This is a genomic window from Novosphingobium sp. BF6, from assembly GCF_058273105.1.
Genome location: NZ_CM177775.1, coordinates 1,339,408 through 1,366,360 on the forward strand (window position 1 = coordinate 1,339,408; position 26,953 = coordinate 1,366,360).

Annotated in this window: 34 protein-coding genes and 1 pseudogene; 11 read left to right on the forward strand and 24 right to left on the reverse strand. The window is 60.3% G+C overall.

The features are described from left to right. The first annotated feature begins 141 nt into the window (after window positions 1-141). Both AC4D6D_RS06700 and AC4D6D_RS06705 read left to right on the forward strand, forming a co-directional pair. A complete protein-coding gene (locus AC4D6D_RS06700) occupies window positions 142-1,311 on the forward strand; it encodes an AAA family ATPase (RefSeq protein ID WP_491326996.1) in 1,170 nt (389 codons plus the stop codon). A gap of 32 nt (window positions 1,312-1,343) precedes the next feature. Beyond that, window positions 1,344-2,057 carry an HNH endonuclease gene (locus AC4D6D_RS06705; RefSeq protein WP_491326997.1) on the forward strand — a complete coding sequence of 238 codons (714 nt, stop codon included), beginning with the start codon at window positions 1,344-1,346 and terminating at the stop codon, window positions 2,055-2,057. Window positions 2,058-2,247: 190 nt separating this feature from the next. Here the strand turns inward: AC4D6D_RS06705 and AC4D6D_RS06710 are convergent, their stop codons facing one another. From AC4D6D_RS06710 to AC4D6D_RS06765, 12 genes are all read right to left on the reverse strand, one after another. Next, window positions 2,248-2,913, reverse strand: a complete 666-nt coding sequence (locus tag AC4D6D_RS06710) for a phage virion morphogenesis protein (protein ID WP_491326998.1) — start codon at window positions 2,911-2,913, stop codon at window positions 2,248-2,250. Next, the gene (locus AC4D6D_RS06715) at window positions 2,910-3,428 is read right to left on the reverse strand and encodes a phage tail protein (RefSeq protein WP_491326999.1); all 519 of its coding nucleotides are present in this window, start codon (window positions 3,426-3,428) and stop codon (window positions 2,910-2,912) included. Before AC4D6D_RS06715 ends, AC4D6D_RS06710 begins: the two co-directional genes overlap by 4 nt. Then, window positions 3,412-3,555 carry a hypothetical protein gene (locus AC4D6D_RS06720; RefSeq protein ID WP_491327000.1) on the reverse strand — a complete coding sequence of 48 codons (144 nt, stop codon included), beginning with the start codon at window positions 3,553-3,555 and terminating at the stop codon, window positions 3,412-3,414. The genes AC4D6D_RS06715 and AC4D6D_RS06720 overlap by 17 nt, the downstream gene beginning before the upstream one ends. Before the next feature lie 10 nt (window positions 3,556-3,565). After that, window positions 3,566-3,970 (reverse strand): hypothetical protein, encoded by a 405-nt coding sequence (locus tag AC4D6D_RS06725; protein WP_491327001.1) that lies wholly within the window; start codon window positions 3,968-3,970, stop codon window positions 3,566-3,568. After that, window positions 3,961-4,533 (reverse strand): hypothetical protein, encoded by a 573-nt coding sequence (locus tag AC4D6D_RS06730; RefSeq protein WP_491327002.1) that lies wholly within the window; start codon window positions 4,531-4,533, stop codon window positions 3,961-3,963. Before AC4D6D_RS06730 ends, AC4D6D_RS06725 begins: the two co-directional genes overlap by 10 nt. Window positions 4,534-4,537: 4 nt before the next feature. Then, window positions 4,538-4,870, reverse strand: coding sequence for a hypothetical protein (locus AC4D6D_RS06735; RefSeq protein WP_491327003.1), 333 nt, complete (start codon window positions 4,868-4,870; stop codon window positions 4,538-4,540). Between the two features lie 3 nt (window positions 4,871-4,873). After that, entirely contained in the window at window positions 4,874-5,104 is a 231-nt protein-coding gene (locus AC4D6D_RS06740) for a tail protein X (protein WP_159831530.1), read from the reverse strand. Beyond that, complete coding sequence (locus tag AC4D6D_RS06745; RefSeq protein WP_491327004.1) at window positions 5,104-5,586, reverse strand: head completion/stabilization protein; 483 nt, start codon at window positions 5,584-5,586, stop codon at window positions 5,104-5,106. Before AC4D6D_RS06745 ends, AC4D6D_RS06740 begins: the two co-directional genes overlap by 1 nt. Next, window positions 5,583-5,906 (reverse strand): hypothetical protein, encoded by a 324-nt coding sequence (locus AC4D6D_RS06750; RefSeq protein ID WP_491327005.1) that lies wholly within the window; start codon window positions 5,904-5,906, stop codon window positions 5,583-5,585. The genes AC4D6D_RS06745 and AC4D6D_RS06750 overlap by 4 nt, the downstream gene beginning before the upstream one ends. A gap of 120 nt (window positions 5,907-6,026) precedes the next feature. Next, complete coding sequence (locus tag AC4D6D_RS06755) at window positions 6,027-6,821, reverse strand: phage terminase small subunit (RefSeq protein WP_491327006.1); 795 nt, start codon at window positions 6,819-6,821, stop codon at window positions 6,027-6,029. Between the two features lie 47 nt (window positions 6,822-6,868). Continuing rightward, window positions 6,869-7,966, reverse strand: coding sequence for a phage major capsid protein, P2 family (locus tag AC4D6D_RS06760; RefSeq protein WP_491327007.1), 1,098 nt, complete (start codon window positions 7,964-7,966; stop codon window positions 6,869-6,871). 52 nt (window positions 7,967-8,018) lie between these two features. Next, window positions 8,019-8,840: a GPO family capsid scaffolding protein gene (locus AC4D6D_RS06765; RefSeq protein ID WP_491327008.1), complete on the reverse strand. Its 822-nt coding sequence runs from the start codon at window positions 8,838-8,840 to the stop codon at window positions 8,019-8,021. 161 nt (window positions 8,841-9,001) lie between these two features. Here AC4D6D_RS06765 and AC4D6D_RS06770 point away from each other — a divergent pair, with 161 nt between their 5' ends. The 3 genes from AC4D6D_RS06770 to AC4D6D_RS06780 are packed head-to-tail and all read left to right on the forward strand — an operon-like array spanning window position 9,002 to window position 12,650. Further along, window positions 9,002-10,855 (forward strand): terminase large subunit domain-containing protein, encoded by a 1,854-nt coding sequence (locus AC4D6D_RS06770; protein ID WP_491327009.1) that lies wholly within the window; start codon window positions 9,002-9,004, stop codon window positions 10,853-10,855. Further along, window positions 10,852-11,907: a phage portal protein gene (locus AC4D6D_RS06775; RefSeq protein ID WP_491327010.1), complete on the forward strand. Its 1,056-nt coding sequence runs from the start codon at window positions 10,852-10,854 to the stop codon at window positions 11,905-11,907. The genes AC4D6D_RS06770 and AC4D6D_RS06775 overlap by 4 nt, the downstream gene beginning before the upstream one ends. Before the next feature lie 53 nt (window positions 11,908-11,960). Continuing rightward, complete coding sequence (locus AC4D6D_RS06780) at window positions 11,961-12,650, forward strand: hypothetical protein (RefSeq protein WP_491327011.1); 690 nt, start codon at window positions 11,961-11,963, stop codon at window positions 12,648-12,650. Window positions 12,651-12,676: 26 nt separating this feature from the next. Here the strand turns inward: AC4D6D_RS06780 and AC4D6D_RS06785 are convergent, their stop codons facing one another. Both AC4D6D_RS06785 and AC4D6D_RS06790 read right to left on the reverse strand, forming a co-directional pair. Then, a complete protein-coding gene (locus AC4D6D_RS06785; protein WP_491327012.1) occupies window positions 12,677-12,997 on the reverse strand; it encodes a hypothetical protein in 321 nt (106 codons plus the stop codon). A gap of 4 nt (window positions 12,998-13,001) precedes the next feature. Further along, window positions 13,002-13,175, reverse strand: a complete 174-nt coding sequence (locus tag AC4D6D_RS06790; RefSeq protein WP_491327013.1) for a hypothetical protein — start codon at window positions 13,173-13,175, stop codon at window positions 13,002-13,004. Between the two features lie 214 nt (window positions 13,176-13,389). Between AC4D6D_RS06790 and AC4D6D_RS06795 the strand changes: the two genes are divergently transcribed. Next, window positions 13,390-13,653: a hypothetical protein gene (locus AC4D6D_RS06795; RefSeq protein ID WP_491327014.1), complete on the forward strand. Its 264-nt coding sequence runs from the start codon at window positions 13,390-13,392 to the stop codon at window positions 13,651-13,653. A gap of 98 nt (window positions 13,654-13,751) precedes the next feature. Here the strand turns inward: AC4D6D_RS06795 and AC4D6D_RS06800 are convergent, their stop codons facing one another. Next, a complete protein-coding gene (locus AC4D6D_RS06800) occupies window positions 13,752-14,405 on the reverse strand; it encodes an SOS response-associated peptidase (protein WP_491327015.1) in 654 nt (217 codons plus the stop codon). A 616-nt stretch (window positions 14,406-15,021) separates the two neighbouring features. Between AC4D6D_RS06800 and AC4D6D_RS06805 the strand changes: the two genes are divergently transcribed. Further along, entirely contained in the window at window positions 15,022-16,335 is a 1,314-nt protein-coding gene (locus tag AC4D6D_RS06805; protein WP_491327016.1) for a hypothetical protein, read from the forward strand. A 532-nt stretch (window positions 16,336-16,867) separates the two neighbouring features. Then, complete coding sequence (locus AC4D6D_RS06810; protein ID WP_491327017.1) at window positions 16,868-18,241, forward strand: tyrosine-type recombinase/integrase; 1,374 nt, start codon at window positions 16,868-16,870, stop codon at window positions 18,239-18,241. Between the two features lie 48 nt (window positions 18,242-18,289). Here AC4D6D_RS06810 and AC4D6D_RS06815 read toward each other — a convergent pair whose 3' ends face one another. Then, window positions 18,290-18,439: a hypothetical protein gene (locus AC4D6D_RS06815; RefSeq protein WP_491327018.1), complete on the reverse strand. Its 150-nt coding sequence runs from the start codon at window positions 18,437-18,439 to the stop codon at window positions 18,290-18,292. Between the two features lie 605 nt (window positions 18,440-19,044). After that, complete coding sequence (locus tag AC4D6D_RS06820; protein WP_491327019.1) at window positions 19,045-19,689, reverse strand: hypothetical protein; 645 nt, start codon at window positions 19,687-19,689, stop codon at window positions 19,045-19,047. A gap of 121 nt (window positions 19,690-19,810) precedes the next feature. Here AC4D6D_RS06820 and AC4D6D_RS06825 point away from each other — a divergent pair, with 121 nt between their 5' ends. After that, on the forward strand, window positions 19,811-20,365 hold the full coding sequence (locus tag AC4D6D_RS06825) for a lyase (RefSeq protein WP_491327020.1): 555 nt from the start codon (window positions 19,811-19,813) through the stop codon (window positions 20,363-20,365). Window positions 20,366-20,420: 55 nt separating this feature from the next. On the opposite strand, the gene AC4D6D_RS06830 is transcribed toward AC4D6D_RS06825, so the two are convergent. From AC4D6D_RS06830 to tnpA, 6 genes and pseudogenes are all read right to left on the reverse strand, one after another. Continuing rightward, a complete protein-coding gene (locus AC4D6D_RS06830) occupies window positions 20,421-20,741 on the reverse strand; it encodes a hypothetical protein (protein WP_491327021.1) in 321 nt (106 codons plus the stop codon). A 4-nt stretch (window positions 20,742-20,745) separates the two neighbouring features. Continuing rightward, window positions 20,746-20,919 carry a hypothetical protein gene (locus AC4D6D_RS06835; RefSeq protein WP_491327022.1) on the reverse strand — a complete coding sequence of 58 codons (174 nt, stop codon included), beginning with the start codon at window positions 20,917-20,919 and terminating at the stop codon, window positions 20,746-20,748. A 177-nt stretch (window positions 20,920-21,096) separates the two neighbouring features. Further along, on the reverse strand, window positions 21,097-21,573 hold the full coding sequence (locus AC4D6D_RS06840) for a HEAT repeat domain-containing protein (RefSeq protein ID WP_491327023.1): 477 nt from the start codon (window positions 21,571-21,573) through the stop codon (window positions 21,097-21,099). A 53-nt stretch (window positions 21,574-21,626) separates the two neighbouring features. After that, a complete protein-coding gene (tnpC, locus tag AC4D6D_RS06845; RefSeq protein WP_491327216.1) occupies window positions 21,627-23,201 on the reverse strand; it encodes an IS66 family transposase in 1,575 nt (524 codons plus the stop codon). 129 nt (window positions 23,202-23,330) lie between these two features. Beyond that, window positions 23,331-23,629 (reverse strand): annotated as a pseudogene (gene tnpB, locus AC4D6D_RS06850) (IS66 family insertion sequence element accessory protein TnpB). A 50-nt stretch (window positions 23,630-23,679) separates the two neighbouring features. Beyond that, a complete protein-coding gene (gene tnpA, locus AC4D6D_RS06855; protein ID WP_491327024.1) occupies window positions 23,680-24,138 on the reverse strand; it encodes an IS66-like element accessory protein TnpA in 459 nt (152 codons plus the stop codon). A 198-nt stretch (window positions 24,139-24,336) separates the two neighbouring features. Between tnpA and AC4D6D_RS06860 the strand changes: the two genes are divergently transcribed. Continuing rightward, entirely contained in the window at window positions 24,337-24,600 is a 264-nt protein-coding gene (locus AC4D6D_RS06860) for a hypothetical protein (protein ID WP_491327025.1), read from the forward strand. Between the two features lie 98 nt (window positions 24,601-24,698). Here AC4D6D_RS06860 and AC4D6D_RS06865 read toward each other — a convergent pair whose 3' ends face one another. Next, window positions 24,699-25,352: an SOS response-associated peptidase gene (locus AC4D6D_RS06865; protein ID WP_491327026.1), complete on the reverse strand. Its 654-nt coding sequence runs from the start codon at window positions 25,350-25,352 to the stop codon at window positions 24,699-24,701. Window positions 25,353-25,807: 455 nt separating this feature from the next. Between AC4D6D_RS06865 and AC4D6D_RS06870 the strand changes: the two genes are divergently transcribed. Then, complete coding sequence (locus AC4D6D_RS06870; RefSeq protein WP_334183648.1) at window positions 25,808-25,936, forward strand: hypothetical protein; 129 nt, start codon at window positions 25,808-25,810, stop codon at window positions 25,934-25,936. Window positions 25,937-26,953 lie beyond the last annotated feature (1,017 nt).

Here is a 26,953-nt window from a genome sequence, read left to right on the forward strand (position 1 = left end):
GAATATGTCGCACTCAGTGAATGATTGGCCAACGGGAGAATGTTAGGTTAAGAGCAGCAGTTCTCAGATAGCTGCCATCTTCCAACATGTTAAGTACGCGTATTTTTGCGCGAACCACTCACTTCCATAGGGTATGTAAACATGATTGAACCCCGCATTCGTATCGACAAGCTTAGTTTGCGCGATGTTGGCGGTTTTCACGACATGAGTATCCGTTTTGGACCACGATTGAATATCCTGTGTGGTCCGAATGGTGTTGGAAAAACAACAGTTCTGGATGCTGTTGCCTCAGCGTTTATTACTGGCCATTCACTACATCACTTACGCCGCCGAGCTGGAACAGCAAAGGGTGAAATTGAGTATTCTGTCATTTTGAATGGAGATCCCCACATCGGATTGGGCGAACTTACCAACTTTGGTCCCAATGAGCAGGCTAGTCCCTTCGGGAGAGGAAGTGAGGCGGCAAGCCAACTCATTTACGTTAAAAGTAGTCGGGATTTTGGTTACAGTCCCCTCCAAGGTGTTTTGCGAGACCCGGACAAGAATGCATATCAGTCTCAGACTGAAGCGTTGTCCGGGATTGCGGTCGGTGATGTAAAGCAGTGGTTTAGTAATCGATATTTGATGGAACCTCACTCAGCCAATTGGCCTGTGTATCGGCGGACTAACCTTACTTTAGCAAAGACATTTTTTTCTTTATTGGATTCAGGGGTGACGTTAAGTCATGTTGACAGCTCGACGTTTGATATTTTCTTGAATACTCCATCGGGTTTGATTCCGTTCGAATACATGTCGGCGGGATTTCGGACGTCTTACGGAATGATTTTCGGGATCTTGAAGGAAATTGAGTTTCGCAAGCTTGATGTACCTGCTGAGAGTTTTGCCGGCCTTATTTTGGTGGACGAGTTAGACCTTCATCTGCATCCAACTTGGCATGGGCCTATGTTACGCGCTTTGGAGGCAGCTTACCCTCGGGCCCAGATGATTGTTTCAACCCATAGCCCGCACATGATTCAGCACGCGCGACCTGACAACCTGATTGTCTTACCAAAGTATGGAACCAAACCTCTTGAACTTCAGGGAGTTGATGCCGAGTTCGGTCTCATCGGCTGGACGGTAGAAGAAATTCTCCGAGACGTGATGGGAATGGATGACCCGCGGCCACCGGCATTTGCTGAGATGATGGAACGATATGAAAGCGCAGTAACGCGAAAAGATAAAGAGGCCATCAAAGACGCGAAGAAAAATATATACCGAGCCCTTCATCCTTCAAGCATCGTGCGTCAAATTATAGAGATTGAAAGCATCTAATGATTCGACTTGTTAGGCCGCAAGCTCCCGGAGTGCTTACCGCTGCATACGTTGCCGCCAATACAGCTCGGTTCATTGCAGACGAAACTGCGGTGTGGAATGTGGATGAAATTAAGACGGCCTTATCGGATATGTCCGGCGGAAAATGCGCTTATTGCGAGATCCGCCTTGGAGAGGGCACCGCCTACCTTGAGGTGGAGCATTTCTTCGCCAAACATCATCATCCGCACCGAGTCCTAGACTGGAGCAATCTTTTACCAGCTTGCCGTAGGTGCAACGGAAAGAAAAGCGACTGGGATGTCGCGCTGCCGGGGCAAATGATGGTAGATCCGGTATTAGTAGATCCGTCGGCTCATATCCGCTTAGATGAGGCGTATAGGCCGATAGGATTGACTAAAGAAGGTGAGAATGCCGTCATCGAAGTTAACTTGGATGACGTTATGCGTCTTGGCGTTATGCGTTACCGCCTAGGAGAGACATTTAAGCGTAAGCTAGAAGAATTGCATATCCTTTATGTGGATATTCCCCCAGCAGCCTCCACGAGGCAACGGCGTGCCGTCATCCGTAAAATCAAAGCCGCACTTGAGTTGTGCCGTAATGATCAGCCATTCAGTGCGGTGACTGCAACAGTTTTGACAAGAAGTGCTGATTACGTAGCACTGAAGGCAGCTATGATAGCAGCAGGAGATTGGGACGCCCAACTCATTGCTGACGATGCGGCAGCGATAGCTGCATCACTAGGATGATCGGGTTTTGTGCTATAGCCTCTCTGATCTTGCCTTGACGGCATCTCAGCGTACCCCTTACATTGGCGGAACTAGCCGAGATTAGGGGCTTCCGAGCCTAAGTACAAAGAATTTACATTCGAACTGCGCGAAAAATATTCGCGTGTACCTGAGAGGCGTCAGTGCAATTGCTGTTAAGATAGCTGATCTGTTAATCGATGAGGTGATCAAAAAGCAAATCGAGTAGGTGTTCTCTATCGAGGGTGGTTAGACCCAACAATTCGCGCTTTGGGTACGAGACGACTTTCGTTCGCAGCGACGGTTTGTCCCGCAGGCCGTACTGGTGAACGCTGGCGATCTGCGCAACCTTGCCGGTGAAGCCGACCCAGACGCCCTGATCGTCCACGCCGCTGCGCAGGAATCGCGCCGTGGCCAGTCGGCGGAACATCGCGCGGCGGCGGATGCGGGCAGGTCGCTTGCGCGCGGCGCTGCTGCCGCGATGCTCCTCGGGCACGGGAAGCCACTTCACGATCTTGTTGAATTCGAACGAGCGGATGGCACCGGCCTCGATGTCGAAGCCGGTGAGCATGTGGCCGCTGCCCCATGTGAAGCTCTTCATCAGGACACGGCGCGGTTCGCCGCCGCCGCCCGCCGGGTAGAGGAAGCAGGCGGGGCCGCGACCTGGCTGCGCGGGCGTCCGCTCCCGGCGCGCTTCGAAGGCGCTGCCGTCCGGCTGCTGCTGGGCGGCAATGCGGCGGCGCTGGCTGGCGGCGAGGTCGCGGCCCATGCGGCGCATCAGGCCGCGCTGCTCGGCGGCGGACAGGCTGCGCAGGAGCGCGCCTGCTACTCGTTCCAGTTCGGAGAGATCGTCGGTCATGCGGCGGGCGGGACGGCGGGCGTGAGCACGGCTTCAGGATCCTCGGTCTCGACCAGCAGTTCGGTGTTGCCGAAGCCTTGGAGGAACGAGGCTTGGACGCCCGCGAAGCTGTCTGGGAACTTAGGTTCGGGGATATGGTCGACGTCGTAGCCGCTGCCGTCTGGCCGGGGAATCACGAGCACCGGCTCGGTCAGGTCGATCGAAATCTCGATATCGAACTTTTCCGTGTCGAGCGGCTGTGCTTCGAAGCCGAAGGGCTGGCTGTCGGCGCGCTGCAGCAGCTGCGGCTGTTCCTTTTCGATCCATGCCAGGATCGGGACCATCAGCGTATCGGGATCGGCAGCGAAGTCGAAGATCGTGACCTTGAGCGCGTAGCTGTAGGAGAACGACAGCGTCTTCGACCGGCGGGCGTTGATCTGGCCCGCGTCGATGTAGATGCTGAGGTTCTCCGGGTTCTTCTTCAGGTCCGGCAGGTAGGCGGTGAGCCAGCGGCGCAGGTCATTTGCCTTGCGCATCGGTGCCTCCCGTGCCGGGCGCCTGCATGGCGCGAACCTGCCCCTGCAGTTCGACGAAGGCCGCGCGGATCTGCCCGGCGACGTCGTAGAGCGCGGTGAGGCTGGCATGTGCGTCGGCGCCGGTCATCTCGCCGGTGCTACCGCGCTGGACCTTCGGAAGCGCCGGGGGCGGCGCCAGCAGGGCCGGGGACACCCTCGCCGTTGGCGACGGACGCGGCGCGGTCGAGCAGGCCGACACCGTCAGCATCAATGCAGATATTGCGATACACCGGCCGCTCAATGACCTTCTGGCTTTCACGGTAGATTTCCCTGACGTTGGTCTGCCGGGCATATTCGGCGGCCTGGCTGCGCTCGGTGGAGGCGTCGATCTGGCCTTGCAGCCGGTCGCGTTCGGCGCGCGCGGCATCGTCGGCGCGCTTCTGGGCGGCCTGTTCCTGTGCGGCACCGACGCCGGTGCCGTAGAAGAAACCGCCAATGCCGGCAGCGCTCGCGGTGAGCGCCCCGGCGAGAATGACGTGGGAGAGGCCGAGGGTCACGCCCACCGACTCCTGATCAGCGCGGCCTGAATCTTCTCGGCAATGTCGGCGATGTCGTCGGCGCGATCGGTGCCGTTGATGATGCGGCGGGCCTGCACGAACTGGTCGCGGGTTCCGGTCTCGGAGACGTAGCGACTGAGGCTGCGCCCGGTGAACGCGCCGTCTTCCATGCCCTTGACGAGGATGCGCACCGACAGGTCGGGGTCGAGGGCGAGGTCGAAGTTCTTGAGCAGGGCACCCTTGAGGCCGAGCGCCTTGTCCGCCCACTCGTAATTGCGGTCCCACGTCAGCTGGACGAGGCCGCGACCGTACTGCGGATGACCGTACTTGCCGGGGGCGGCGTAGGGCCTGCCCTTGCCGAGGCCCCACTCGCGCTGCGGGGTGAAGCGGGCTTCATGCCAGGCGGTGGCGAGCGCATAGGCCAGCCAGCCCACCGGCCACGCGGCGGCGGATGCCATGATGGCATTGACGATGTTGACCTGTTTCTGATCGAGGCCGCCGGTGATCGAGCGGAGCGAAGCGAAGAAGGCGGCAGGGTTGGCGAGCGCGCAGCGCGACTTGGCGGTCATGGGGTCAGTCCTTCTTGGGGAGGAAGCGGTCGGCGAGGCGGGCCGGAAGGCTGGCGAGCGTGTCGATCGCGGCCTTGGCCAGCTTGGGTGTGGCGTCGTAGGCGAGCAGGGCGATGCCGAAGCCGATCGACTGCGCCACCAGGCCGCTCCATCCGGTCGAGAACACGATCGCGAGCGTGGCGTAGTAGCTGACCGTCGAGCCGACAGCCCACTGGACGAAGCGCTGGCGGTACGAGAGGCCGGGCTTCCATGCCTGGGCGACCGCCGAGCCGATCAGCGAGGGCGAAAGCGAGCCGAGAAATTCAGCCGCGGCTTCGAAAATGGGGCGCAGTTCCATGTGTCAGCTCCAAAGCTGGATGAGGGGGAGCACGCGGTTCGCGCTGGTGGAGGTGGTTGCAGTGGCGGGGATCAGGACGACGGTGCCGAGCGGCAGCACCTTCCCGCTGTCGGCAAGGCCGGGGTTGGCATCGAGCACACGCGTCAGTTCGCCCGGTCCCAGCCCGGCTTCGCGCCAGAGCAGCTGGTCGAGCGTGTCGCCCTGTTTGGACCGGAGGCGCTGCGCGGCGGCCATCAGATCAGGTCCACCGTGGTCCGCGATACGCCGAGAATGTCGCGCACGGCATGCAGGGCATCCCGGCGCAGTTCCCCGATCGAGGGCGTGAGATCGTCCGCCTGGTTGCCGCCTGCGCTGGTCGTATCGAAGTCGCGGTAGCGCTCGACCAGTTCGGCCTTGGCGTAGAGGCTGACGGCACGGTGGTAGCGGATCAGCTGCTGGCTCTGGCCGTCCAGCTGCGGCGAGGGGACATCGGCAAGCGTGGCGTGCCCGGCGGCGATTGACCGCGCGGCGTAGGCGCGCAGATCGTATTCCACCGACATGATGGCGCCAAGGATCGCGGCCCGCAGCCGGGGCACAGTGATACTGCTCGAAATGCGGGCATCTGCGCGCACAGCGGCGAGTGCGATGTCGGGGAAGAAGCCGTCGTTGGTGATGACGCCTTCGTCGGCGGGCGGAGCCTCGATCGCATCTCCAGGAGGGTTGGCGATGAAGGTCATACGGCCGTCAGGGCACGATAAGCCGCCAGACCCAACGTAGCGGCGAGCCGTCCAGTCGTATACGCGCAGAGAGCCCAGATAGCTGCCCAAGCGAGCGAATAGAGGCCGAAGACAATTAGGGCGCGCCTAGCTGGCAATATGCGGAAGATTGCCAGCTTTGAGGCCTGCAGCGCTGGGAGCATTGCAGTGTTCGGCGGCCGCAGCAGCAGTGCGACTCCTGCGACCAAGGCCAGTCTATGCACGAGATTGCGAACGGTGTCGGCAAAGGCCGCAGTGCAAAACAGCGTGGCAATCAGCAGGACGATCAGGACGAGGTTCATCGCGGGGTTCCATTTCGGCCGCCCGGCTAACAGGGGTGGGGATCGGGTCAGCTGGCGGCCCTACGGCCCGAAAGCCTCCCGCAGCGCGCGATCCGCCCCTGAGCGCCGGGGGCGAGCTTGTTACGCGGCAGGATTGCCGCCGGTGTCGGTGGTGGGCGCGGCAGCGCTGACAGCAGCCAGCAGCTTTTCCGCGCGCTTGACGCGATCCTTCACGCCGATGCGGTCAAACAGACGCTGGGCTTCGCGAAGGTTGATGAGGGCACTTTCGAGAGGGACCTGGCTGCTTTCGGCAGGCATTTCCTCGGCTTTGCGCAGCTGCTCGATGCCGATGGCCTTGAGCAGCTTGGCGCGAACCTGATCGTGGAGGTCGAGACCGATGGTCAGATTGTCGGCAGTGTCGAGCACGGACAGCGGGAAGGCCTTGCCGGTGTTCTGGACCTTCAAGGCGGCGTCGGCGATCTCTTCGACGAGGATCGTGGCGACATCGCGCTCGTAGCGCTTGGGCATCGCCACATGGTGGCGCAGCAGGAATTCGGCGATGTGGAGGGCGACCGTGTAGGCGCCGACGTCGATCGACCAGACCATGCAGGTGGGAACGACATCAGCGGCGATACCGGAGCCGACGCCTGCATCGGCGCTCAGCACGCCGACGATCCACGCGTTGTACTGCGGGAGCATCTGGCGCTTGGCTTCGATCTTGCGGTCGATCGACTTGATTTCCTTCAGGCGGCGCAGATCGTGCGTCAGGCGCAGGGCGATCTCGGCGGCGGCCCGGTCGGCGGGCGTTGCCTTGCCCCCCGCTGCCGAAGGGAGAGCGGCAGCGGGGGAGGCAACCGCCCCCGTGACAGGTGCGGTTGCTGCGGTGATGGTCTGGGCAGCGAGTACGCGATCACGCTTAAGACGAGCGAGGCTCATGGTGATATCCTGTGACGGGAGCGGCTACGGGTGGCGAAACCGGCCGGTCAGGCGGGCTTCTTGGCCATCTTGATGTTCTCGACGAGGGCGCAGCGACCGTAGTCTTCCACCACGTAGTCCTCGTTGACGGACTCGTAGTTCTCGATCTGGTCGAGTGCCGGCTCATCCTTGAGCTGGCGGCGGCGGGTCTCTTCCTGCCAGTAGATCGCAAGGTTATCGAGGCTGGTGATCAGCAGCGAATCCTCGGGGAAGAACGGCACGATGACGGCGCGCTTGCCTGCCAGCTGCTTGGGCAGCGTCAGGATGCGGTGCGCGGCTTCGCGTTCGGTCGCGGTGTCACCGGCGGCCTGCAGCAGGTTCAGATACTTGTCCTTCACCAGTGCCCAGCCTACGATGACGACAAGGTCGGTATCGCTGCGATTCCAGGGATCGAGCAGATCGAGCGCGTCGAAGGCGACCGCGTCGAGGTTGGCATAGTCGGCCTTGGCGGTGTCGGCGTTCGTGACCTCGCCGTCGATGACTTCGACGATGTCGACATCGGCAGCGACGTAGATCGCCTTGTCGGGGCCGTCTGTAAGCGCGCCGTCATCGAGTACGCGCTCGTCGGCATGGGTGCGGATCTTGTGCAGCCAGCCTTCGTTGACGTCCTGCAGCAGCGGATTGGCGGCGCGATTGGTGGTCGCGGCGGCCGAGGTGCCGTTGAAACCGATCATGATGCGGTCGCGGCCCTGCTGTTTCAGGATCACGTCGCGCAGCAGCGTCTGGAAATTCGGTTTGTGGCGCCACTGGTCGAGCTTGGCGTAGGGGATCGCGTGGTCATAGTTGGTCTGGCGGCAGAAGTAGCCGCCGTCGTCGGTGGTGTCGGTCGGATCGCTGGGGGTCCGGCGCTCACCGTTCTTGGTGTTGGTGCGCCCGGCCAGCGGGCGGGTTGCGCCGACGCCGACCTTGTCGCCGGACTGGGCCACGACCGGCACTACGCTGACCTGCTGCAGGAACTCGCTCGATTCCTGGATCTTCTCTTCCAGCGTCTGTTCGACAGACGGGGCCACGCTGAACTTGGCAACGGTATCGGCTTCGTCGATGCCGTTGAGTTCGGCAACGCGGGCGACGTACTTCTTGTAGGCTGCGCGGGTTTCTTTACGCATTTGGGTTGCTCCTGAGAGGCGCGAGGGGCTTGGGCAGGTGGGGGCGGGCCGATCAGCAGTCGGTCAGGAGCGCGGCATCGCCGCCGCCGCCGGTTGCAGGGTCGCGACGGAAATTCTGCGGCTGTTCGGTGGAGGCCAGCTGGGCTTCCAGCTTGTCGAAGCGAGCGCCGAGGGCGGCGACAGCATCATTCGAAGGCTTCACGGCAGCGGCCGCCTGCTCGCCCATGACGGCGGCGAAGCGTTCGATGTCGGGTGCGTTGTCGTTGGCGGGTGCCGGGGCAGGCGGCGGGGTGACCGGTTCCTTGGGCTTGTCCGACTTGAACAGCGTGGCGAACGCGGCGATGAAACCGGACTTGGTCGCTTCGGCGATGGTCGCACCGTCGAGCGACGGCTCGATCTCAAGCTCAGTCTCGTAAGCCGAGGTGAAGAAGTTGGGCCGGGACTGGACCGCAAACTTCAGCGGTTCGGTGCCGAGCGATGCCGGGGTGTCGGTGATGGCGAGACCGACGAGGTAGCCTTTGCCTTCCCCTGCGAAATTGGGGTGAAGTTCGCAGCTGGTGTAGAGCTTCTGACCGGCTTTGTTGAGCGCGACCAGCTGGTCGTTGGCTTCGATCTCTGCGACCAGGCTGAGCAGCTTCTTCGGCGCGCCGTTGATAGTGAGTTCGACCTCTTCGGTGCGCAGCGACAGCACGGTGCCGTAGGCATTGAAGGGCTTGTCCGGGCTGTACCCGGCGATGTGCTCGCAATTGATGCGCGCGGCATAGGTGGCAGGCGCGTAGCTGGCGGCAGCCTGTTCGAGCAGAGCGCGCTCGATGACGCGGCCATCGACAGTGGGGCCTTCGACGGCGACGCGGAAAAACTTGCTCTTGGCCATGATCGGTCCGGTTCCTTGAGGGTGCGGCGGGTTCGGCAGCGGTGTTGACCCGGCCAAAAGGACCGTTGGGGCGCATCTTCTCAAGGGCATCCATTTGGTCTGGCGCTGGACCAAATGGACAGCGGTGATTGAAGGCAAAAACGCGGCGCATGGTCGCCGCCATGAGCACGAACGCGACCCTTCCCGACCCGCTGGCCTCCACATGGAAGTTCGATCCGCGTCGCCATGCCCGCAGCCTGTACTGGCGCGGGTGGGGCGTGACGCAGATTGCCGACGAGTTCGCGCTGCACGGCGTGACCAACGATCAGGGCAAGCCGATCCCGCGGCCGACGATCGAATCGTGGCGCCAGCGCGACAAGTGGGACGAGGCGCCGTCGATCAAGAAAATGGAGGACGCGACCGAGATCCGCCTGCTGACCTTGATCGCAAAGGAAAAGAAGACCGGCGGCGATTATGTTGAGATCGACGCCCTGCGCAAAGTGGTCGAAAGCGCGGCCCGCGTCCGGCGCTTCGAGCAGCCGGGCGGCCATAGCGGGGACCTCAACGAGAAGGTCGGCAATCGCAACGCCGGGCCGCGCAAGGCGCCGAAAAAGAACCACTTCACCGAGGAGCAGGCCGAGGAACTCAAGCGCATCTTCCTCGACGGGTGCTTCGACTATCAGCTGCGCTGGTGGAAGGAGAAGGATCAGCGCACCCGCATGATCCTGAAGTCGCGCCAGATCGGCGCCACCTACTTCTTCGCTTTCGAAGCGCTGATGGACGCGATCGAGACCGGGCGTAACCAGATCTTCCTGTCAGCGTCGAAGGCGCAGGCCCACCAGTTCCGGTCCTACATCGTCAGCTTCGCCAAGCTGGTGGGCGTATCGCTGGCGGGCGACCCGATGGTCATCACTTCCGACCTGCGCCCGCCGGAGGAGGCCGGGGCCGAGCTGCACTTCCTCGGCACGAATTTCCGCACCGCGCAGGGGCGCAGCGGCAACTTCTACTTCGACGAATTCTTCTGGGTCCACTCGTTCGAGGAGTTGAACAAAGTCGCCTCTGGCATGGCGACGCACAAGAAGTGGCGGAAAACCTACTTTTCGACGCCATCGACCATCGCACATCCCGCTTACCCGTACTGGACCGGCGAGCGGCGCAACAAGCGCCGGAAGAAGGCCGACCGGATCGAGATCGACGTCAGCCACCAGGCGCTTGCCGCTGGTAGCGTCGGACCGGACCGGGTGTGGCGGCACATCGTCAACATCCGGGACGCGGATCTCGCGGGCTGCGACCTGTTCGATATCGAAGAGCTTGAGGACGAGTACGCGGCTGACGAGTTCGCGAACCTCTACATGTGCGAGTTCGTGGACGACAGCCTGTCCGCGTTCAAGTTCAACGACCTGATCGCCTGCGGCTGCGACAGCTTGGTCGAGTGGGAGGACTTCAACCCGGAAGCGGCGCGGCCCTATGGCAATCGCGCGGTTTGGGCGGGCTATGATCCGCAATCGAGCGAGACCGGCGACAACGCGGCGCTGGTAATCGCGGCGCCGCCGCGGTCGGAGGGTGGGACGTTCCGGATCCTCGAACGGCACCCGCTACGCGGTCAGGACTTCGAAGAGCAGGCCGGATTCATCAAGGCGATGCTGGGCCGGTACAACTGCACATACCTCGGCGTTGACGCGACCGGCGTTGGCGCCGGTGTCTATCAGCTGCTGGCCAAGCCGGGCGCGCTGCCGGGCTGTTCCGTCGCCAAGATCGAATACTCGCTGGAAGTGAAGGCGGGCATGATCATGAAGGCGCAGAACGTGATCCGGCGCGGGCGCCTGGCGTTCGAGAGCAGCTACCTCGACATCGTCTCGGCCTTCGTCTCGATCAAGAAGACGCTGACCACCAGCGGGCGCAACGTGACATTCAAGGCCGGACGCGGCGGTGACGACGGCCATGCCGACATCGCGTGGGCGACCATGCACATCCTCATGAACGAGCCGCTCGACGGCAAGGAAAAGCCCAAGGGCACGATGGAGATTATCGAATGAGCAAGCGTAACCGTGCCCGCCGCATGAGCCGTCAGGAAACGGCGGAGGCATCGCACGGCGCGATCGTCTCCGCGAACGACAACCGCGGCGAAGTGCAGGCCTTCACGTTCGGCGAACCCGAGCCGGTGCTCAGCCGGGCAACGATGCTCGACATGCTGGAATGCTATCATAACCAGCGCTGGTACGAGCCGCCGATCTCCCTGCATGGGCTTGCCCGCGCGTTCCGCGCCTCGCCGCACCATTCCAGTGCGATCATCCTCAAGCGAAACATGCTGGCCGCCAGCCTTGAGCCGACCCAGTGGCTGAGCCGTGCGGCGTTCAAGGGCATGGCGCAGGACTATCTGGTGATGGGCAACGCTTACGCGCAGGAGGTCCGCAATCGCCTGGGCGGACTGCTGCGGCTCGACCACGCGCTGGCCAAGTACACCAGGCGCGGCGTGGAGCCGGGGCACTTCTGGTGGGTGCCGGGGCATCAGCCCGAGGTCGAGTTCGCGCCGGGCACGGTTCACCAGCTGATCGCGCCGGACGTCAACCAGGAGATCTATGGTCTGCCGGAGTACCTATCGGCCTTGCAGTCGGCGCTGCTCAACGAGAACGCCACGCTGTTCCGCCGCCGCTACTATGAGAACGGCAGCCACGCGGGTTACATCATGTATGTGACCGGCACGTTTGCCGATGGCGACGTCGACAAGATGCGCGATGCCCTGAAGCGATCGAAGGGACCGGGGAATTTTCGGAACCTCTTCGTCCATGCGCCGGACGGCAAAGAGGCCGGGATCCAGATCAAGTCGATCGCGGAGGCGGGTGCAAAGGACGAGTTCCTCGGGATCAAGAACACGACGCGCGACGATGTGCTCGCCGCGCACCGGGTGCCGCCCCAGCTGCTGGGCATCGTGCCTGCCAACGCTGGCGGCTTCGGGGATGTGACCAAGGCGACCGACGCGTTTTTCGAGCTGGAGATCGAGCCGTTGCAGTCGGTGTTTCTCGAACTGAACGACATGTTGGGCGTCGAGGCGGTGCGTTTCAAAAGACGAGAAAAAGCAACGGTCTGAGAACAATCGCCTTGAGATCTGCCGGAGTTATAGAAAACAATTGGCTATAATGGTTGAAACACCGCTGGAGATTGCTGTTGAGCTTAAGGTCACTTTTCTTTGGGAAGCAAATTATTCCCTCGAAAGAGCGTACAGAGTATCAAGTCGAATTCGAATCGGCAGTAAATTGGAGTGTTGAGCATTCATTCAGGGTTGAAATGCCTAAGTGGCATAATCGTGTAAAATCAAATGCGGACGATATAATCGAAGCTTGTCTCAAGCGCATGGGCGTTGATCTTAGGGACAGCGCATTTCAATGTGTGAAATGGTCACATTATCTGACGCCTCATTTCGAAAAGGCGCTGCGGCAAAAGGCTTGGTTTACACTGGGGCAGCTCTGGAAAGGCAGCAAACCTGTGTTCTGCCCAACACGATTGGACGTCCAACGGTGGGGTATGGAAGGGATGGGTGTCCATGATTTAGAAAGTGGGGCTGGTCTAAGGCTTCATGCTTGGATTACCTTGGAGACAGGTGAAATCATTGAACCGACCCTCTTTTCCTCGTTGGCTGCGGCGTACGACTCCTTTGAGCGTTTCAATGGCGGTTTTACGGTAAGCAAGCCTGACAGTATCGGCGATCATCGTTACATTCCGTTGGCGGTAGGCTCAGACTACATCGAGCAAGTTGCCCGTCGCACGCCATTCCCGATTCTCGCTAGCGGCTTTGCGGATCTGCGCTGTATTGCCGCAATTTTAAGCTATTGAATGGAGGGGGCGAGATGCCTTGAACTTCAGCCGCGAAACCGATTGATCGCCCGCTTCCACTCCCGTTCGTCCGGCATCGGCAGGTGGATCGTCGGTTCTTCCCGGCAGGTCTCGAACTTTGCAGGCCGCAGCTTGCGGCATTTCGTTCGCCAGCAGTCGCGGCAGTAGAAACGGCCTCTCGCCTGGGCGAAGGTTTCGTCCCATCCTCTGCGCTCGAACAGATACCATAGCGCATGGGGATCGAAGACGGCCGACCGGCCGCACGCGCACGTCACCTTGATCGGGTAATGCCAGGCGGCGGCCTCGAACAGCCGCGTGGGTATCCTCAGGCCGTCCTGGTAACGCACGGCATCAGCCGGGCGTGGGCTGCTTGGTCAGCATGGCGGCACAGGCAAGGGCGCCGGTCATGTAAGGGCCATCGTCCTGCTCGCCGGAGCGGATTTGTCGCAGGAACTCTCGGTTATCTAGACCGCGCGTCTCCAGCGCCTTTGCGACCGCTCGGCGGATTTCCTTAATCTGTTCCATCTGTTGTCCTCCTGCACGCCTGAAAGCGTCGACTCATGATGCGAACATATAGAGAACATGATAGGCTTGTTCCACCGATTCGATAGCGAGGATTGCCATGGAACAGACGCCCACCACGCCGACGCTCGATGATTTACGTAGGGAAGTCAGCAGGATCACGGAGGGTGGAGGAGCCTTCCAAGATTTTACGAAAGGGCCGGATTTCCGCGCTTTCGTGCCTGCGCCGCCAGATTTGCGCCTGCGGCCCGCAGGTCGCACGGCCTCGGCTGCAGAGCGCGGAGCATTCGGCCGCTGGCTGCTCATGCAGGCCGGGCGCGGAGGGCTGGTCGGCGAACTGGCGAAGTGTGCCATGGCCGATCGCGGCTTTCCCAAGGATGGAGACCCGGAGGCTGTCCGCCAGCGCCTGCGCGTCGGCCAGGCTGAAGGCGATATGTTCGAGGCCGTGGACGAGGCTGAACTCGACTGGTTGAGCTACTGAGGCGCGTCCGGCGGTATGGTCCAGCGTGGATCTATCCGGCGTTGCCTACCGGCGGATCGCAGGGGATCACCGGACAATGCTGAAAGATGCCGAGATGATCATAGTAGCGTTGCTGATGGCGGTGGCGTTCGCGGCGCAGGTTGTGGGCTGGCTCTCTTGAACCAAGGCTCGTCCGTGCGATCGACCACCAGCGGGGCATCGTAGACGCGGCATAGCGCGAAGGCCTCGTCCGGTTCTCCGTTCGTCCAGCGCTCCCAATCCTCTTGGGCGAGAATCGTCGGCATGCGGTCATGCACGTCGGCCATCTGCTCGCACCCATCCACCATGACCATGGAATAAGCGTCGCCCCACTCGGCCGTCGGGCGCCAGACGCCCGCGACAGCAAACAGATCCTGATCGGGCAGCGAGTACCACGTCCGCGTCATCGCGCCTTTCGCGCCCTCGGCCTCTGCCCAGGCGGTGACGGGGATCAGGCAGCGCCGTTTGCGGAAGCTGTCGATCCAGAAGCCGGTGTGCAGCTTGTCCTCGCGGGTGTTGTTTACCGGCTTGGGCTTGAGCGGCGCGCCAGTCTTCTTGCTCTTGAGCACGAGGGGGAAGCCCCAGTTCATCGCGCGGATTGTGCCGTCAGCGACGACGAGGCCGGGATAGCCGGGGTAGACCTCGGCCGCGAAGTTCGGCGCGGCGCCGGTGGTCGCTCGAAACAATCCTGCGACCGCGCCCGCAGGGGCTGTCATCCGGTAGAGGTTGCACATGCGGTTATCGTGCGCCCGGCCGGGGCGACCGTCAATCGGCCTACCCTTGGTCGCCATTCCCTTTGAGTTGCGTAACAATATTGCGCTGCCGCGACATGGAGTCGTACCCCCTCAAAGCGCGCTTAATCCCCCGCCTCGCCCGCGCACTTTTCGTGTCGGTTTTGATGCATACCGGCGGCGCCGGGAAAATGGCTAGCTTCCTCGGCCGGGTGGCGATGGCGAGAGGCACGGCGCTGATGCACTTTGATGCAGCTGGCAGGCCCATCCGACGCCGGTCGAGGATCGGAAAAATGTTCGACTAGCCAAGCGATCTAAGGAGGGAGGGGGCGGAAAAGCGTAACATCCGTAACCGGCGCCCCATTTTCGGCCTGAAACCCACAGAAATCCGCCGTTTTCGAGATTACATCGCGGGTGTAATCGACCGCTACCTCTTTCGCCAGAAAACGTAACAACCGCAGAAATCCTAGGGTTTTCTGATCCTAAAAGTTACATTCTGAAAATGTAATCTCGTTACGTTGATATTACGCTTTCGGTTACGTAAAAAATGGCGGATTTCCGCCAAGGTTACGTATGTTACGTTTTTTCCGATAGGCCGCCTGTTTGCGGGCGATATGAATTGAAGCAGGGGGAATACGTGAGTTCAGAGTCTGTAGAGATAATAGAAGGTGCCCTGACCGAAGATGAGGTTAACTTTCGGAATGCTATCGCAGATATCGAGCGAAGAGCGAAAGATGCACAGATAAAATTCGACATCGAAGAATCAAGTGTGTCACTTAATAAGGTGCTTGTTCTAAAAGTACCTCAAGGAAGGGGCGAGCGAAGAGTATCAATATTCAATGCAGAAGGTGCAAGGCAGCTCCTTGCCATTGAGTTTGAGAAATTCAGGTTTGTTGCTGGTTACCGGGCAATTTACAATCGCGAAATCGATATAATTGAGGCTGCCATTCGGCCGCTGGCCCCGGCAAGTCTTATGGCTGCTAGGCGACGGCTTTTTGGTCAGGTCGATTACGCGCAGTCGTCAGGCAACGAAATTTGCCTCAGCCACGATGAATTTGATCGCAAGATCGTGCTTGGTGATGCTTCAAATGAAATTCTGGCGCTAGTCCAGCAGTCTAAGGTGTACAGTAAGCCACTTAGTATTAAATTGATAGGTTTTGGGGCTAAGAAGCACGATCAAGTATTGAGTGTTTTAGAGAAAATGAGCGATGCTCTATCTTTTCAAATAGATCTTCTTTCGGACGTCGCGATAGGATTGGTGAGAGATCGTGCTGGATTTATTGGTATAGGTGCAACGAAAAAAGCTTCGGACGCTCTGCGGGAAATGCCATTCCCTAAGCACGAGTACGACCACGCCCCAATCTCCCTTTACCAGTATGGGAGAAATGCGGCGGGTATGCCTCTTCTTCAATTCTTGGCATTTTATCAGGCGGTGGAATTCTACTTCCCGACCTATTCAGACACTGAAGCGCGGAAACGTGTTCGTAATCTTTTGAAGGATCCTGCATTCAAAGCGGATCGTGACGCTGATATTGGACGGTTACTCACGACATTACATGCTCGCTCTGGCGGGTTGGGAAGCGAGCGCGCCCAACTGAAGGCTACTATCAGGGAGTGTGTGGACGAGGGCAACTTCCGTGCATTTCTTTCAGAGAGTAACGCGCGTACCGAGTTCTATAAAGTCAGTGCAAAAAATTCTTCCCGAACAAAACTCAGTGTGGAGAGTGAGAAGTCTAACATACTGGATGAACTGGCGAACAGACTTTACGATATCCGCTGTGAGATCGTTCATACAAAGGATGGGAACGAAGCGGATGTGCAAAACCGGCTGCTTCCTTACTCAGCGGAAGCGGATTTGCTACGGCATGATATCTCTCTCATGCAGTATGTCGCGCAAAGGGTACTGATCGCATCTAGCAGGCCATTGCCTTAACTAGTTATCCCCCTTACCTTGCGGTTGCTTGCTTGATGCCTGTAAGCCGCAGGAAAGGGGGGCGGCAGACAAACGTAGGGATCACCAGTCGAGGCTGCTTGGCCGGTATCTGAAATAATACGAAAGCTATCGCATTCGAATGACACTCGCGAGGGGCAAGCTGCTCGATGACGGTCACCTGATTTCCATCTCGCATACTGCAATGGCCGATCTATAGGATTGCGATCTCCCATGCGTTACGAAAAATGGATGAGACGGTTGCCAAAGCGTCTCATTCACAATCGAATGCGGCGGAGGGTATCCTCCAAGCCAGAACGCTCCTCCGCTACCACACCCCCTTTTCAGAGACAGTTCAGCTTTGTCCGCAGACGTCTCGGGGCATCTTTTTTCAAAATAATTTCAAGCGTTTAAGGCGTCCGTCACGGCACACAAACGTCCGCTCACGTCCATGTGGGACCACCCACGTCGATTTGAATTGGGGGTGGAATTGGGGGTATTTTTTGCCGGCACCCCCAACAGGCGATACCCCCACATGGCCCTCAAGGAACTTGAAGTTAAATATGCGGCGATCCGGAGCCGCGCATACAAGCTGACGGACGGCGGTGGATTGCACCTGTTCGTCCAGCCGAACGGCTCGAAGCTGTGGCGGATGAAGTACCGATTCGGCGGCAAGGAAAAGCTGCTGAGCTTCGGGAAATATCCCGACGTTCCGCTCGCGGCTGCGCGGACCAAGCGCGACGAGGCCAGAGCCTGCCTTGCCGAGGGGCGAGACCCGGGTGTGGTGCAGGCGGAAGAACAGCAGGCAGCAGAGCGTACCTTTGAAAAGGTAGCACGCGATTGGCACGCGAATCGCGCTGGCGGATTGAATGCCGCTCACGCCCAGAGGGTAATCAGCCGGATGGAAAGGGATGTTTTTCCTGCGATCGGTCACCGTCCACTCACCGAGATAACCGTTCCCGAGATCCTGGACATGATCAGGAAGATCGAGGCGAGGGGGGCTCTCGATATCAGCAGGCGCGCGAACCAATGCGTGAGCCAGGTCTACCGGTTTGCGATCGCAAACGGCTGGGCGCGTGAAAATCCGACGGTGCATTTGATTGGTGCCCTGAAACCGCGGCCGCGAGTGAAGCACATGGCGCGTGTGCCACAACAGGAAGTTCCGGATCTTGTTCGTGCCATTGCTGGGTATGACGGCGAAGATGGGAGCCGGCGGCGTGATCGAACCAGGGACGCCATGATGTTCACGTTGCTCACGTGGGCCCGCACTGGTGAAGTGCGCGGTGCGGTCTGGAGTGAGATAGAGGATTTGGATGGTCGGCAGCCCGTGTGGAGAGTGCCGGCGGAGCGCATGAAGAAGAAGCGTGAGCACTTGGTCCCATTGTCGTCCCAGGCTGTTCTAATCCTCAAGCGGCGAAGGGAAATGACAGCGGTGACGGCAGGAGGGTTCGTTTTTCCCGGAGATCGGCAGGGATCCGAGATGTCGGAAAACACGATGCTCTACGGTTGCTATCGGATGGGATATAGAAGCCGCCAGACAATCCATGGCTTTCGGGCTCTGGCTTCGACTTGGGCAAATGAATCCCAGGACTATCGGTCGGATTGGATCGAGTTGGCCTTGGCTCACGTAGAGGATGATACCGTACGGGCTGCTTATAACAGCGCGCAGCATCTTGGTCCTCGGGCGCGTATGCTTCAGGAGTGGGGCGACTATGTCGATGCCTGCGGTCGGCCCGGGAAAGATGGTTCGGCCTCCTCCGGCGTGGACCGGAATGGCATTTCCGACGTCCAAGAACGACATTTGCGTGGCGTGGAGACACGAGGCAATTTGCGGCTCGTCCAGCAGAGCGTGGAAGCCGGGGACAACATCATCAAATTTCCGGGACGTTCTCGTTGCGGTGAGAATTGAGCTGTTCATGCGGAACGCTCATCGTTGAAAGGATCTTGAGCGTCCGCCTCAAATCGAAAAAATTAGTTGCTTGTCGAACAGCTTGAGCGCGGCAGTTTCGAGCAGACCCGGTCGCCCGATTAGCCACAGCGAACGTCTTTTCCTGCCATAGACCCGCCGTCCGGCGGACATCAACCTGCCGAGCTGCAGGGCGCCCATTTCCGTCATAGGGGGTGCGCAGTCGCGCGCCCGAAACCGGAATGGCAAGATTGCAAGATTTTAATCCGAAAGGTGCCTGACCGGACCCGCCGACATTGCGGACATAACTTTAGTTGCTAAAGTCGCACCATGTCTCTTGAGATTGCTGTCCCGATCGCTCTTTTCGGCGTGCCGATTTACGATCGGCTCCTCACCTCTCAGGGAGCGTCATTCATGCGCAGCTTCAAGTACAGCTATCGACCGTTCACTAGGCTTAGATGGTTAAGCTGCATCGTGCTTTTAATTGGTACTTTTATCACGTTCCTACTGGCCGAGCCTCCGGAGCAGAGAATATGGGTGGGAGTACCGTGGCTGGGTGCGATGCTTTTCCATTTTGTTGTGGTTATAGTCGACCTTTTTCGCCAACAGCGGAACGCAGCTACGACGCCACACGGCAGCTAACCACTCATCTCCGACTAAACGGCGCGCAGCCGCGCTCCCGTAACCGTAACGGCAGGATTTCACGACTTTAATCCGAAAGTTGCCTGACCGGACCCGCCGACTAAGCGGACGTCCGGCCTCGAGCTTGATCAGCCCACAAACTGCTTTTCCGAGCACCCGAACGTTTACGCCGTCAGCCGAGCAACGTATTCTGCCAAAGGAACAGTTCGGCACGGCTCAAGGTAATCATCAATAACGTTAGGTTCGGTTGATATTTTGAGAGTGCAGGGAAAATCATCGGTCGCAACTAGCAGCCGACTGTTCTGGTCGGAAGTAAACAAAAGGCCTGGTGCAACCCAACACGAATGCTCGGTTCCCAACGGCAATTCGCCGGGATGAAGATGAGACGGAATGTTGTAGCTGTCCGGCCACTCCTCTGGATTGGAAAGCCAATCTAGCCGCTCCAGCACACCAACCTGCCATTGTCGGAATGGCCACAATGTGAGGTTGCTGGGCACTTGGAAATTCTCGATCTTCGGTGCTGCGACTGGAATTGGCGAGAGAGGCGAATCACTTGCCAGTGCCTGATAGCCCTCTTGTGCAGCAATAAAAGCATCGGCAGGTGTCTGTACGGACAGAGGAAAGACTTCGAATTGCCAAGCTCGGTCGACACTGACCGAAGTTATCAGGAAAGCTTGGGAAACCGTGCAAATCCAAACCGCATCTATCGATTGTCCCGACTGCTCAATGCCGAATGAAACAATCCCCTCAGATAGTGCTAACAGGCTAGAAGCGCTGGACTGAAGCTCAACAGGTTGGTGGTGGACCATGCCATGTTGTAGCAAATGGGGAATGTCCGGAAAGGGGCTTAGCGATCCTTCCACATCATAATGAACGAAGATCCGCTATCTTGCGTGGCTAACCCAAAAGCCGCCTGTCCGGGCTCCACCCTTGCGCGCCAAAATCCCGCCGGATCTTAAGCGCCCCTTTGCGGTCATTATTGCTGCCCGGCATTGGCCGTGGCATGTCATCATGATGCTCGAGCGCTACGAACCTCCTTCGGAATTTCTGAAATCCGTCATAGCGGAGGAAGTGCCGCTGACCGATGGGCCATTTGCTGCTGCAAACCTTGAGAGACTCATAGAATTCACGCGCGACCCTGATCGCGCAAATCGCGATTGGGCCGTACTGCTTCTAAGCCAAGAGGGCGGGGACACATCCCCTGTGCGAGATGCCTTGTATCGTGCAGCATCAGACGGGGACGATTGCATCAGGGGCGAAGCGATATTGGGGCTTGCCGGTCTTGATCCCGTCTCCGCGCTTCCATTCGTGCAAGCGGAACTCAGCAGGGGATCAATTACGATCCCTGTACTGGAAGCCGCCAGCATTTCTGCCGACCCTTCATTGATTCCTGATTTGAAAGTATGGGCGGAGCCTTCCGATCAGCCTTACGCAGATAAGTTGGCTGCGGAAGCGTTGGCAGCCTGTGAGCGGGCAGTCCGCTAACCCGACTTATCGGACGTACAGCCAGAAATTGGCTTCGCTGAAAAGCTGCCGCCCGCTATCCGCGAAAACGATTGATCGCCTGTTTCCACTCTCGCTCGTCCGGCATCGGCAGGTGGATCGTCGGTTCTTCCCGGCAGGTCTCGAACTTTGCAGGCCGCAGCTTGCGGTACTTCATGCGCCAACACTCGCGGCAGTAGAAGCGCTCTCGAGCCTTCGCGAAGGTCGGGTCCCATCCTGCCCGCTCAAACCGGTACCATAGGGCATGGGGATCGAATACGGCTGATCTTCCGCATGCGCACGTCACCTTGATCGGGTAATGCCAGGCGGCGGCCTCGAACAGCCGCGTCGGTATCCTCAGGCCGTCCGCGTAGCGCACGGCCTCAGCCGGGCGTGGGCTGCTTGGCCAGCATGGCGGCACAGGCGAGGGCGCCGGTCATGTAGGGGCCATCGTCCTGCTCGCCGGAGCGGATTTGCCGCAGGAACTCCCGGTTATCGAGACCGCGCGTCTCCAGCGCCTTTGCGACCGCTCGGCGGATTTCCTTAATCTGTTCCATGTGTTGTCCTCCTACGCGCCCGAAAGCGTCGACTCATGATGCGAACATATAGAGAACATGATAGGCTTGCGCCACCGATTCGACAGCGAGGATTGCCATGGAACAAACGCCCACCACGCGTAAGCGTCCGCCCGGGAGCGTTGGCGGCAGAAAACGATCCGTTGCGGACATCTACAACTAAGCGGTTTGAGTGCCTTTTTCGCAGGCCAACAAGGCGTTCAGGACAAGCTGATCGAGCCACACATCATCCGATGGCTCAGTCCAAGGTCGGAGCACCTCCACCAGAACGGGATCAGCGATCAACTCGGCGGCCTCGAACACGGGCATGGTCGCCTGTTCGCCCGATAGTGCTTTCAGAACGAATGGCAGCGCCAGCTTCCGATCGCGCTTTGCAAGACCGAGTAGCGCCTCAGCTCTTACGACGTCATTTTCATCGTTGACGGCTGACAACAGTGCCTCCCGGATTTCGGGCGTATCGGCTTCTTCTGATGCCAAAAGCATCGTCGCCCAGTCACGGTTAGAGAGGTCACCGTCTTGCGTCATCGCGACTAGCTGCCGCATGTTCGCGTCGGCGAAGGCTGTGCCGGAAAGCGGCACCTCCTCAGCGATCACCGCCTTCAGAAAGTCAGAAGTGGGCTCGTAGCGGTCGTTCATCAGCCCAAGCTATCACCAACGCCGAACGACAGCTAGCCACCCAAAATGCGCGTTCACGCCTGCGGGGTGGCCCAGTTCCAAGGCAACAGTTCCTCGATCCGGTTGATGGGATGGCCCTTGCCGATGCGGTCAAGCACGTCGGCAAGCCATTCCTGCGGATTAACGCCGTTAAGCTTGGCCGTTTCGAGCAGTGAATACATGGCGGCGGCGCGCTCACCTCCACAGTCGGCGCCAGCGAACATCCAATTCTTGCGGCCAACGGCTATGCCTCTGAGAGCATTCTCTGCCGGATTGTTGTCGATCTCGAGCCTACCGTCATCGGTGTAGGTGAGCAGCTGCGGCTTCAGCTTCACGGCATAGCGCAGCGCCTCGGCCAGCGGTGACCGGGCCGATGCCCTGGACAGCACATCGTCAGCCCACGCGAAGAAATCCAGCGCCTTGAGCTTCGATAGCTTCCGAGCCTTGCGGCGGAAATCTGCGGGTTCGCGCACGATCTGCCGCTCGACGTCGTAAAGCTCGCCGATCATCTGCAGCCCATCGAGCGCAGCCGAGTTCGGGTCTGCTTTGTAGACATCGTTCAGCTTGCGCCGGGCATGGGCCCAGCACGCAACGGGCGTGATCGGCGCGGGCTGGCGGTCACTCGCATAGAGGCGCTCGAAACCAGCATAGGCATCGGCCTGCAGGAAGCCTGCAAAGGTCTTGAGATGCTCGCGCGGTCGCTCGCCCTTGCGATCGGGGCTGTAGCGGAACAACGCCGCTGGTTTATCAAGATGGCTCCATCGTCGGTTATCGCGAAGGTAGACCCATAGTCGCCCGGTTGCCGTCTTCCCGGTCCCCGGCGCCAGCACGGGAACGGGTGTATCGTCGGCGTGGAGCTTCACGCTGGCCATGACGTGATCGGTGATCCGATCGATCAGCGGTTGTAGCAGCCAGCTCGCCTGGCCCAGCCAGTCCGCCATCGTCGAGCGGCTGATCTCGACACCCTCTCGCGCATAGATTTGCGATTGGCGGTACAAGGGCAGGTGATCAGCGAACTTGGAGACGATGACGTGGGCCAGCAAGCCGGGACCAGCACGGCCGCGCGGCACGGGAAGCGCCGGGGCCGGTGCCTGGCTGATTGCATCGCAGCGGTTGCAGGACAGCTTCGGCCGGACATGACGGACGACGCGGAAGCGGCCGGGTACATATTCCAGCACTTCGGTCACGTCTTCGCCGAGCTTGCCCATCCTGCCTCCACAGGCGGAGCAGCCGCCGGCATCCGGCGCTGCGTGCATGACCTCGTCGCGAGGAAGATGATCGGGCAGCGGAGCACGGCGAGGCTTGCGAGGGGCAGGCTTGACCGGGAAATCTTCGGGCACATGCCCCTCGATCACACACTCGGCATGGGCATGCTCGGCCTCGAGATCCTCCAGCGTCAGTTCGAGTTGATCGGCTTGGAGGGCAAGGCGCTCCGAAGACTGACCGAACTTCATGCGCCTGAGGCGTGCCAGCTGGACCTTGAACTTCTCGATCTGCAGCGCCGTCAGCTTGATCGAGTTTTGAGCAGTCTGAAGCTTCTCGCGGGTCTCGTCATGGGCCGCCCGTTCGGCTTCCAGCGCCTGCTCCGAAACGGCCAGACGTGCGCGCATCGCCTCCGCAAAAGCGTGCAGTTCTGCGGGATCGGTAGGGAGTTCGAGATCGTCGGAAGACACGCTTCCCGTTAGCAGAATCCAGCCTTCCGCCCAAGCAGAAACCCCGGAAATGCGGCGATTATCGCGTCAAATCTGGAGCGGCGCGCGGGGTGGTTCAGGGGCGACGGTGCGCCGCCAGTCCATTGCTTCGATCAGCAACGCGAACTGCGCCGGCGTCAGTACGACACCACCCTCGATAAGCGGTGGCCAGACGAAACGGCTGCGTTCCAGGCGCTTGGCGAACAGGCAAAGCCCAGTGCCATCCCAATGCAGTGCCTTAAGGTAGTTGCCGCTCTTGCTGCGGAAAGGAAGACATGCCCGCCGTAAGGCTCGACCGCGAACAGTGGGCGGACCAATGCCGCCAGCCCATCGAAGCCGAGCCGCATGCTGACCGGCTTGCTTGCCAGATAAACCTTCGTTCCAGGCGCCAGCGAAATCACGATACGTCCCGGAATGCGCGCAGCACGCGGGCCAGCGCCTTCTCGTTGACGTAACTGTCCACCGACAGGCGAACGCCGCTGGGCAGGTCTATGTCTATCGCGCCGGGGCGGGCACCGGGATGTGGGCGGATCAGTTCCTCCGGCGCTGGCGGTATCGGCGACGGAACGGGTCGCGGCACCTTCTGGGGCTCGGGCACCGCCGGCGCGGCCGCAGCCTCCGTCGTTATGATTGCTCCGTAGGGAATGAACTCAAGCGCTTCACTTGCGATGGCCGCTGCTTGGCGGCGAGCCGAGCGCCAGTTATAGATCAGGCTCTCGGCAATCTCATGGCGCTCAGCAACCTGGCGGACCGATACGCCGTCTTCATCCGCCTCCGCGAGGATCGCCGCCTTCTCGACATCCGAAAACTTCCTGCGCCGTTCGGTGCGCGCGATGATCTCCACCCGATCCTTCACTTGGCCTCCTTCTGGAGTCCAGAAAGAGACTCCTTAGCGGAGGTCCATCAGCGCCAACGCCGAATGCGGCAACACACCGGAGGGCGGACGCTTACCACCACGCCGACTCTTGATGATTTACGCAGGGAAGTCAGCAGGATCGCGGAGGGTGGAGGGGCCTTCCAAGATTTTACGAAGGGCCCTGACTTCCGCGCTTTCGTGCCTGCGCCGCCAGACCCGCGCCTGCGGCCCGCAGGCCGCACGGCTTTGCCTGCAGAGCGCGGAGCATTCAGCCGCTGGCTGCTCATGCAGGCCGGGCGCGGAGGGCTGGTCGGCGAACTGGCGAAGTGCGCCATGGCCGATCGCGGCTTTCCCAAGGACGGAGACCCTGAGGCCGTCCGCCAGCGCCTGCGCGTCGGGCAAGCCGAAGGCGATATGTTCGAGGCCGTGGACGAGGCCGAACTCGATTGGCTGAGGTATTGAGGCGCGTCCGGCAGTCTGATCCAGCGCGGATCTATCCGGTGTTGCCTACCGGCGGATGGCAGGGGATCACCGGACGATGCTTAAAGATGCCGAGATGATCATAATAGCGTTGCTGATGGCGGTGGCGCTCGTGTCGCAGGTTGTGGGCTGGCTCTCTTGAACCAAGGCTCGTCCGTGCGATCGACCACCAGCGGGGCATCGTAGACGCGGCATAGCGCGAAGGCCTCGTCCGGATCGCCGTTCGTCCAGCGCTCCCAATTCTCGCGGGCGAGGATCGTCGGCATGCGGTCATGCACGTCGGCCATCTGCTCGCACCCATCCACCATGACCATGGAGTATGCGTCGCCCCACTCGGCAGTGGGGCGCCAGATGCCCGCGACGGCAAACAGATCCTGATCGGGCAGCGAGTACCATGTCCGCGTCATCGCTCCTCTCGCGCCCTCGGCCTCTGCCCAGGCGGTGACTGGAATCAGGCAGCGCCGTCTGCGAAAGCTGTCGATCCAGAAGCCGGTATGCAGCTTGTCCTCGCGGGTGTTGTTCACCGGCTTGGGCTTGAGCGGTGCGCCGGTCTTCTTGCTCTTGAGTACCAGGGGGAAGCCCCAGTTCATCGCGCGGACAGTGCCGTCAGCGACGACTAGGCCGGGGTAGACAGGGTAAACCTCGACTGCGAAGTTCGGCGCGGCACCAGTAGTCGCTCGGAACAATCCCGCGACCGCCTCAGGAGGCGCTGTCATCCGGTAAAGATTGCACATGCGGGTATCGTGCGCCCGGCCGGGGCGACCGTCAATCGCTCCACCCCACCCGACACCGCCCTCGGGCCGCGTAACAATATTGCGCTGCCGCGACCCGCAGCGGCACCCCCTCAAAGCGCGCTTTTCCCCCCGCCTCGCCCTCGCACTTTTCGTGGCGGTTTTGATGCACATCGGTGGCGTCGGGAAAATGGCTGACTTCCTAGGCCGGGTGGCGCCAACGACCGGCATAACGCTGATGCACTTTGATGCATATGGCAGGCCTATCCAAAGCCGGTCGAGGATCGAAAAGTGTTTGGCTAGCCAAGCCATCCACGGAGGGAGGAAGCGGAAAAGCGTAACATCCGTAACCCACCCCCTAGTCTTGGCCTGAAACCCGCAGAAATCAGCCGTTTTCGAATTTACATCGTGGGTGTAGTTAACGCGACGGACTTGCCGGTGATCTGGCCAAGGGCGCCATGGCTGATCGCGGCTTCCCGCGCGACGGCGATCCGGAAGCGGTGCGCAGGCGCCTGAGCATGCTCCAGGCGGACGGCGACATGTTTGAGGCCTTGGACGAGGCCGATCTCGATTGGGCCAGCTATTGAAGGTGGCGAAGCGTTACCGGGTCACCCCTTTCGGCCGCCCGCGCGCGCCGTGGCGCGATAGCATGAAAGAGGCGTCGAACGACGTGATCGCGCTGGGCATCGCCTCGTGAGACGCCAGCCGCCGGGAGTGGACCCTTGCCGTGCGGGTTGGGCTGGCGCGCAAGGCGGCCTGATCCGGAACGAGGTCCTAGGGCGCTTGATTCGAAAAGGCCCGAGGCATGTTGGTGCCTCGGGCTTTCAAGTTCGGGTTGCCTTGCGCTCTCGCGCAGATGGGTGGCCTTGAATGGTAACAGAGTTACTGGCTCAGGACCGACGACAAAGCGCCGCAAGTCTGGAAAGGTTCCAGCACCTTCTCTCTTTTTTGCACGTTCGGATGAGCGTGATAATGAGTCGATGCATGAGGATCGGTGAGGTGAAGTCCCATGTCGATTGATCATCTATATCTAGCGCTTTTCGCCGTCATTTCGGGCGTATCGTTGGCAGGCTTAGCCATCCTTGCAGACGGATCCCTTCCGTCCCGTCCCCGACAAGTAATGGCCGCGCTCGGTTGCTGCGTGATCTTGGTGGGGGTTCTGGTCTTCTGAAACGAAGAGGCCGCCCCTTGCGACACGGGCGGCCTCTAGTCCGGTGCATCTCGGGTAATCAGCACAGAACACTGTCCCTGTGACAGTGCGGGGTCAACATACTGAATGGGCGATTGTTCCCGGCCTCGATCATGTCACTTTCGACCTGGCTGCGGCGCTGGGCTGGACGGCTCCGGCCCGCAGCTACCTCTCCGACGCCGCTGCGCCACCGCGCGCTGCGGCGTCACCTCATTTTGCCGGAGGGCAGGCGATACCCGGCATCCCCATTCCCTCAAAGTGCCGACAGATGCGCCCGCTCGAATCGCTCACCGCCTTTCCCCACACCCGGTCCGCTGATTGATAGTTCGCCGCAGAAGTGGATTTTCCGGGCGAGCGCGGCGGGTGGGATCATCGCGTACGGCGAGGTAATGGTCGCGACGTGCTCTGCGACCAC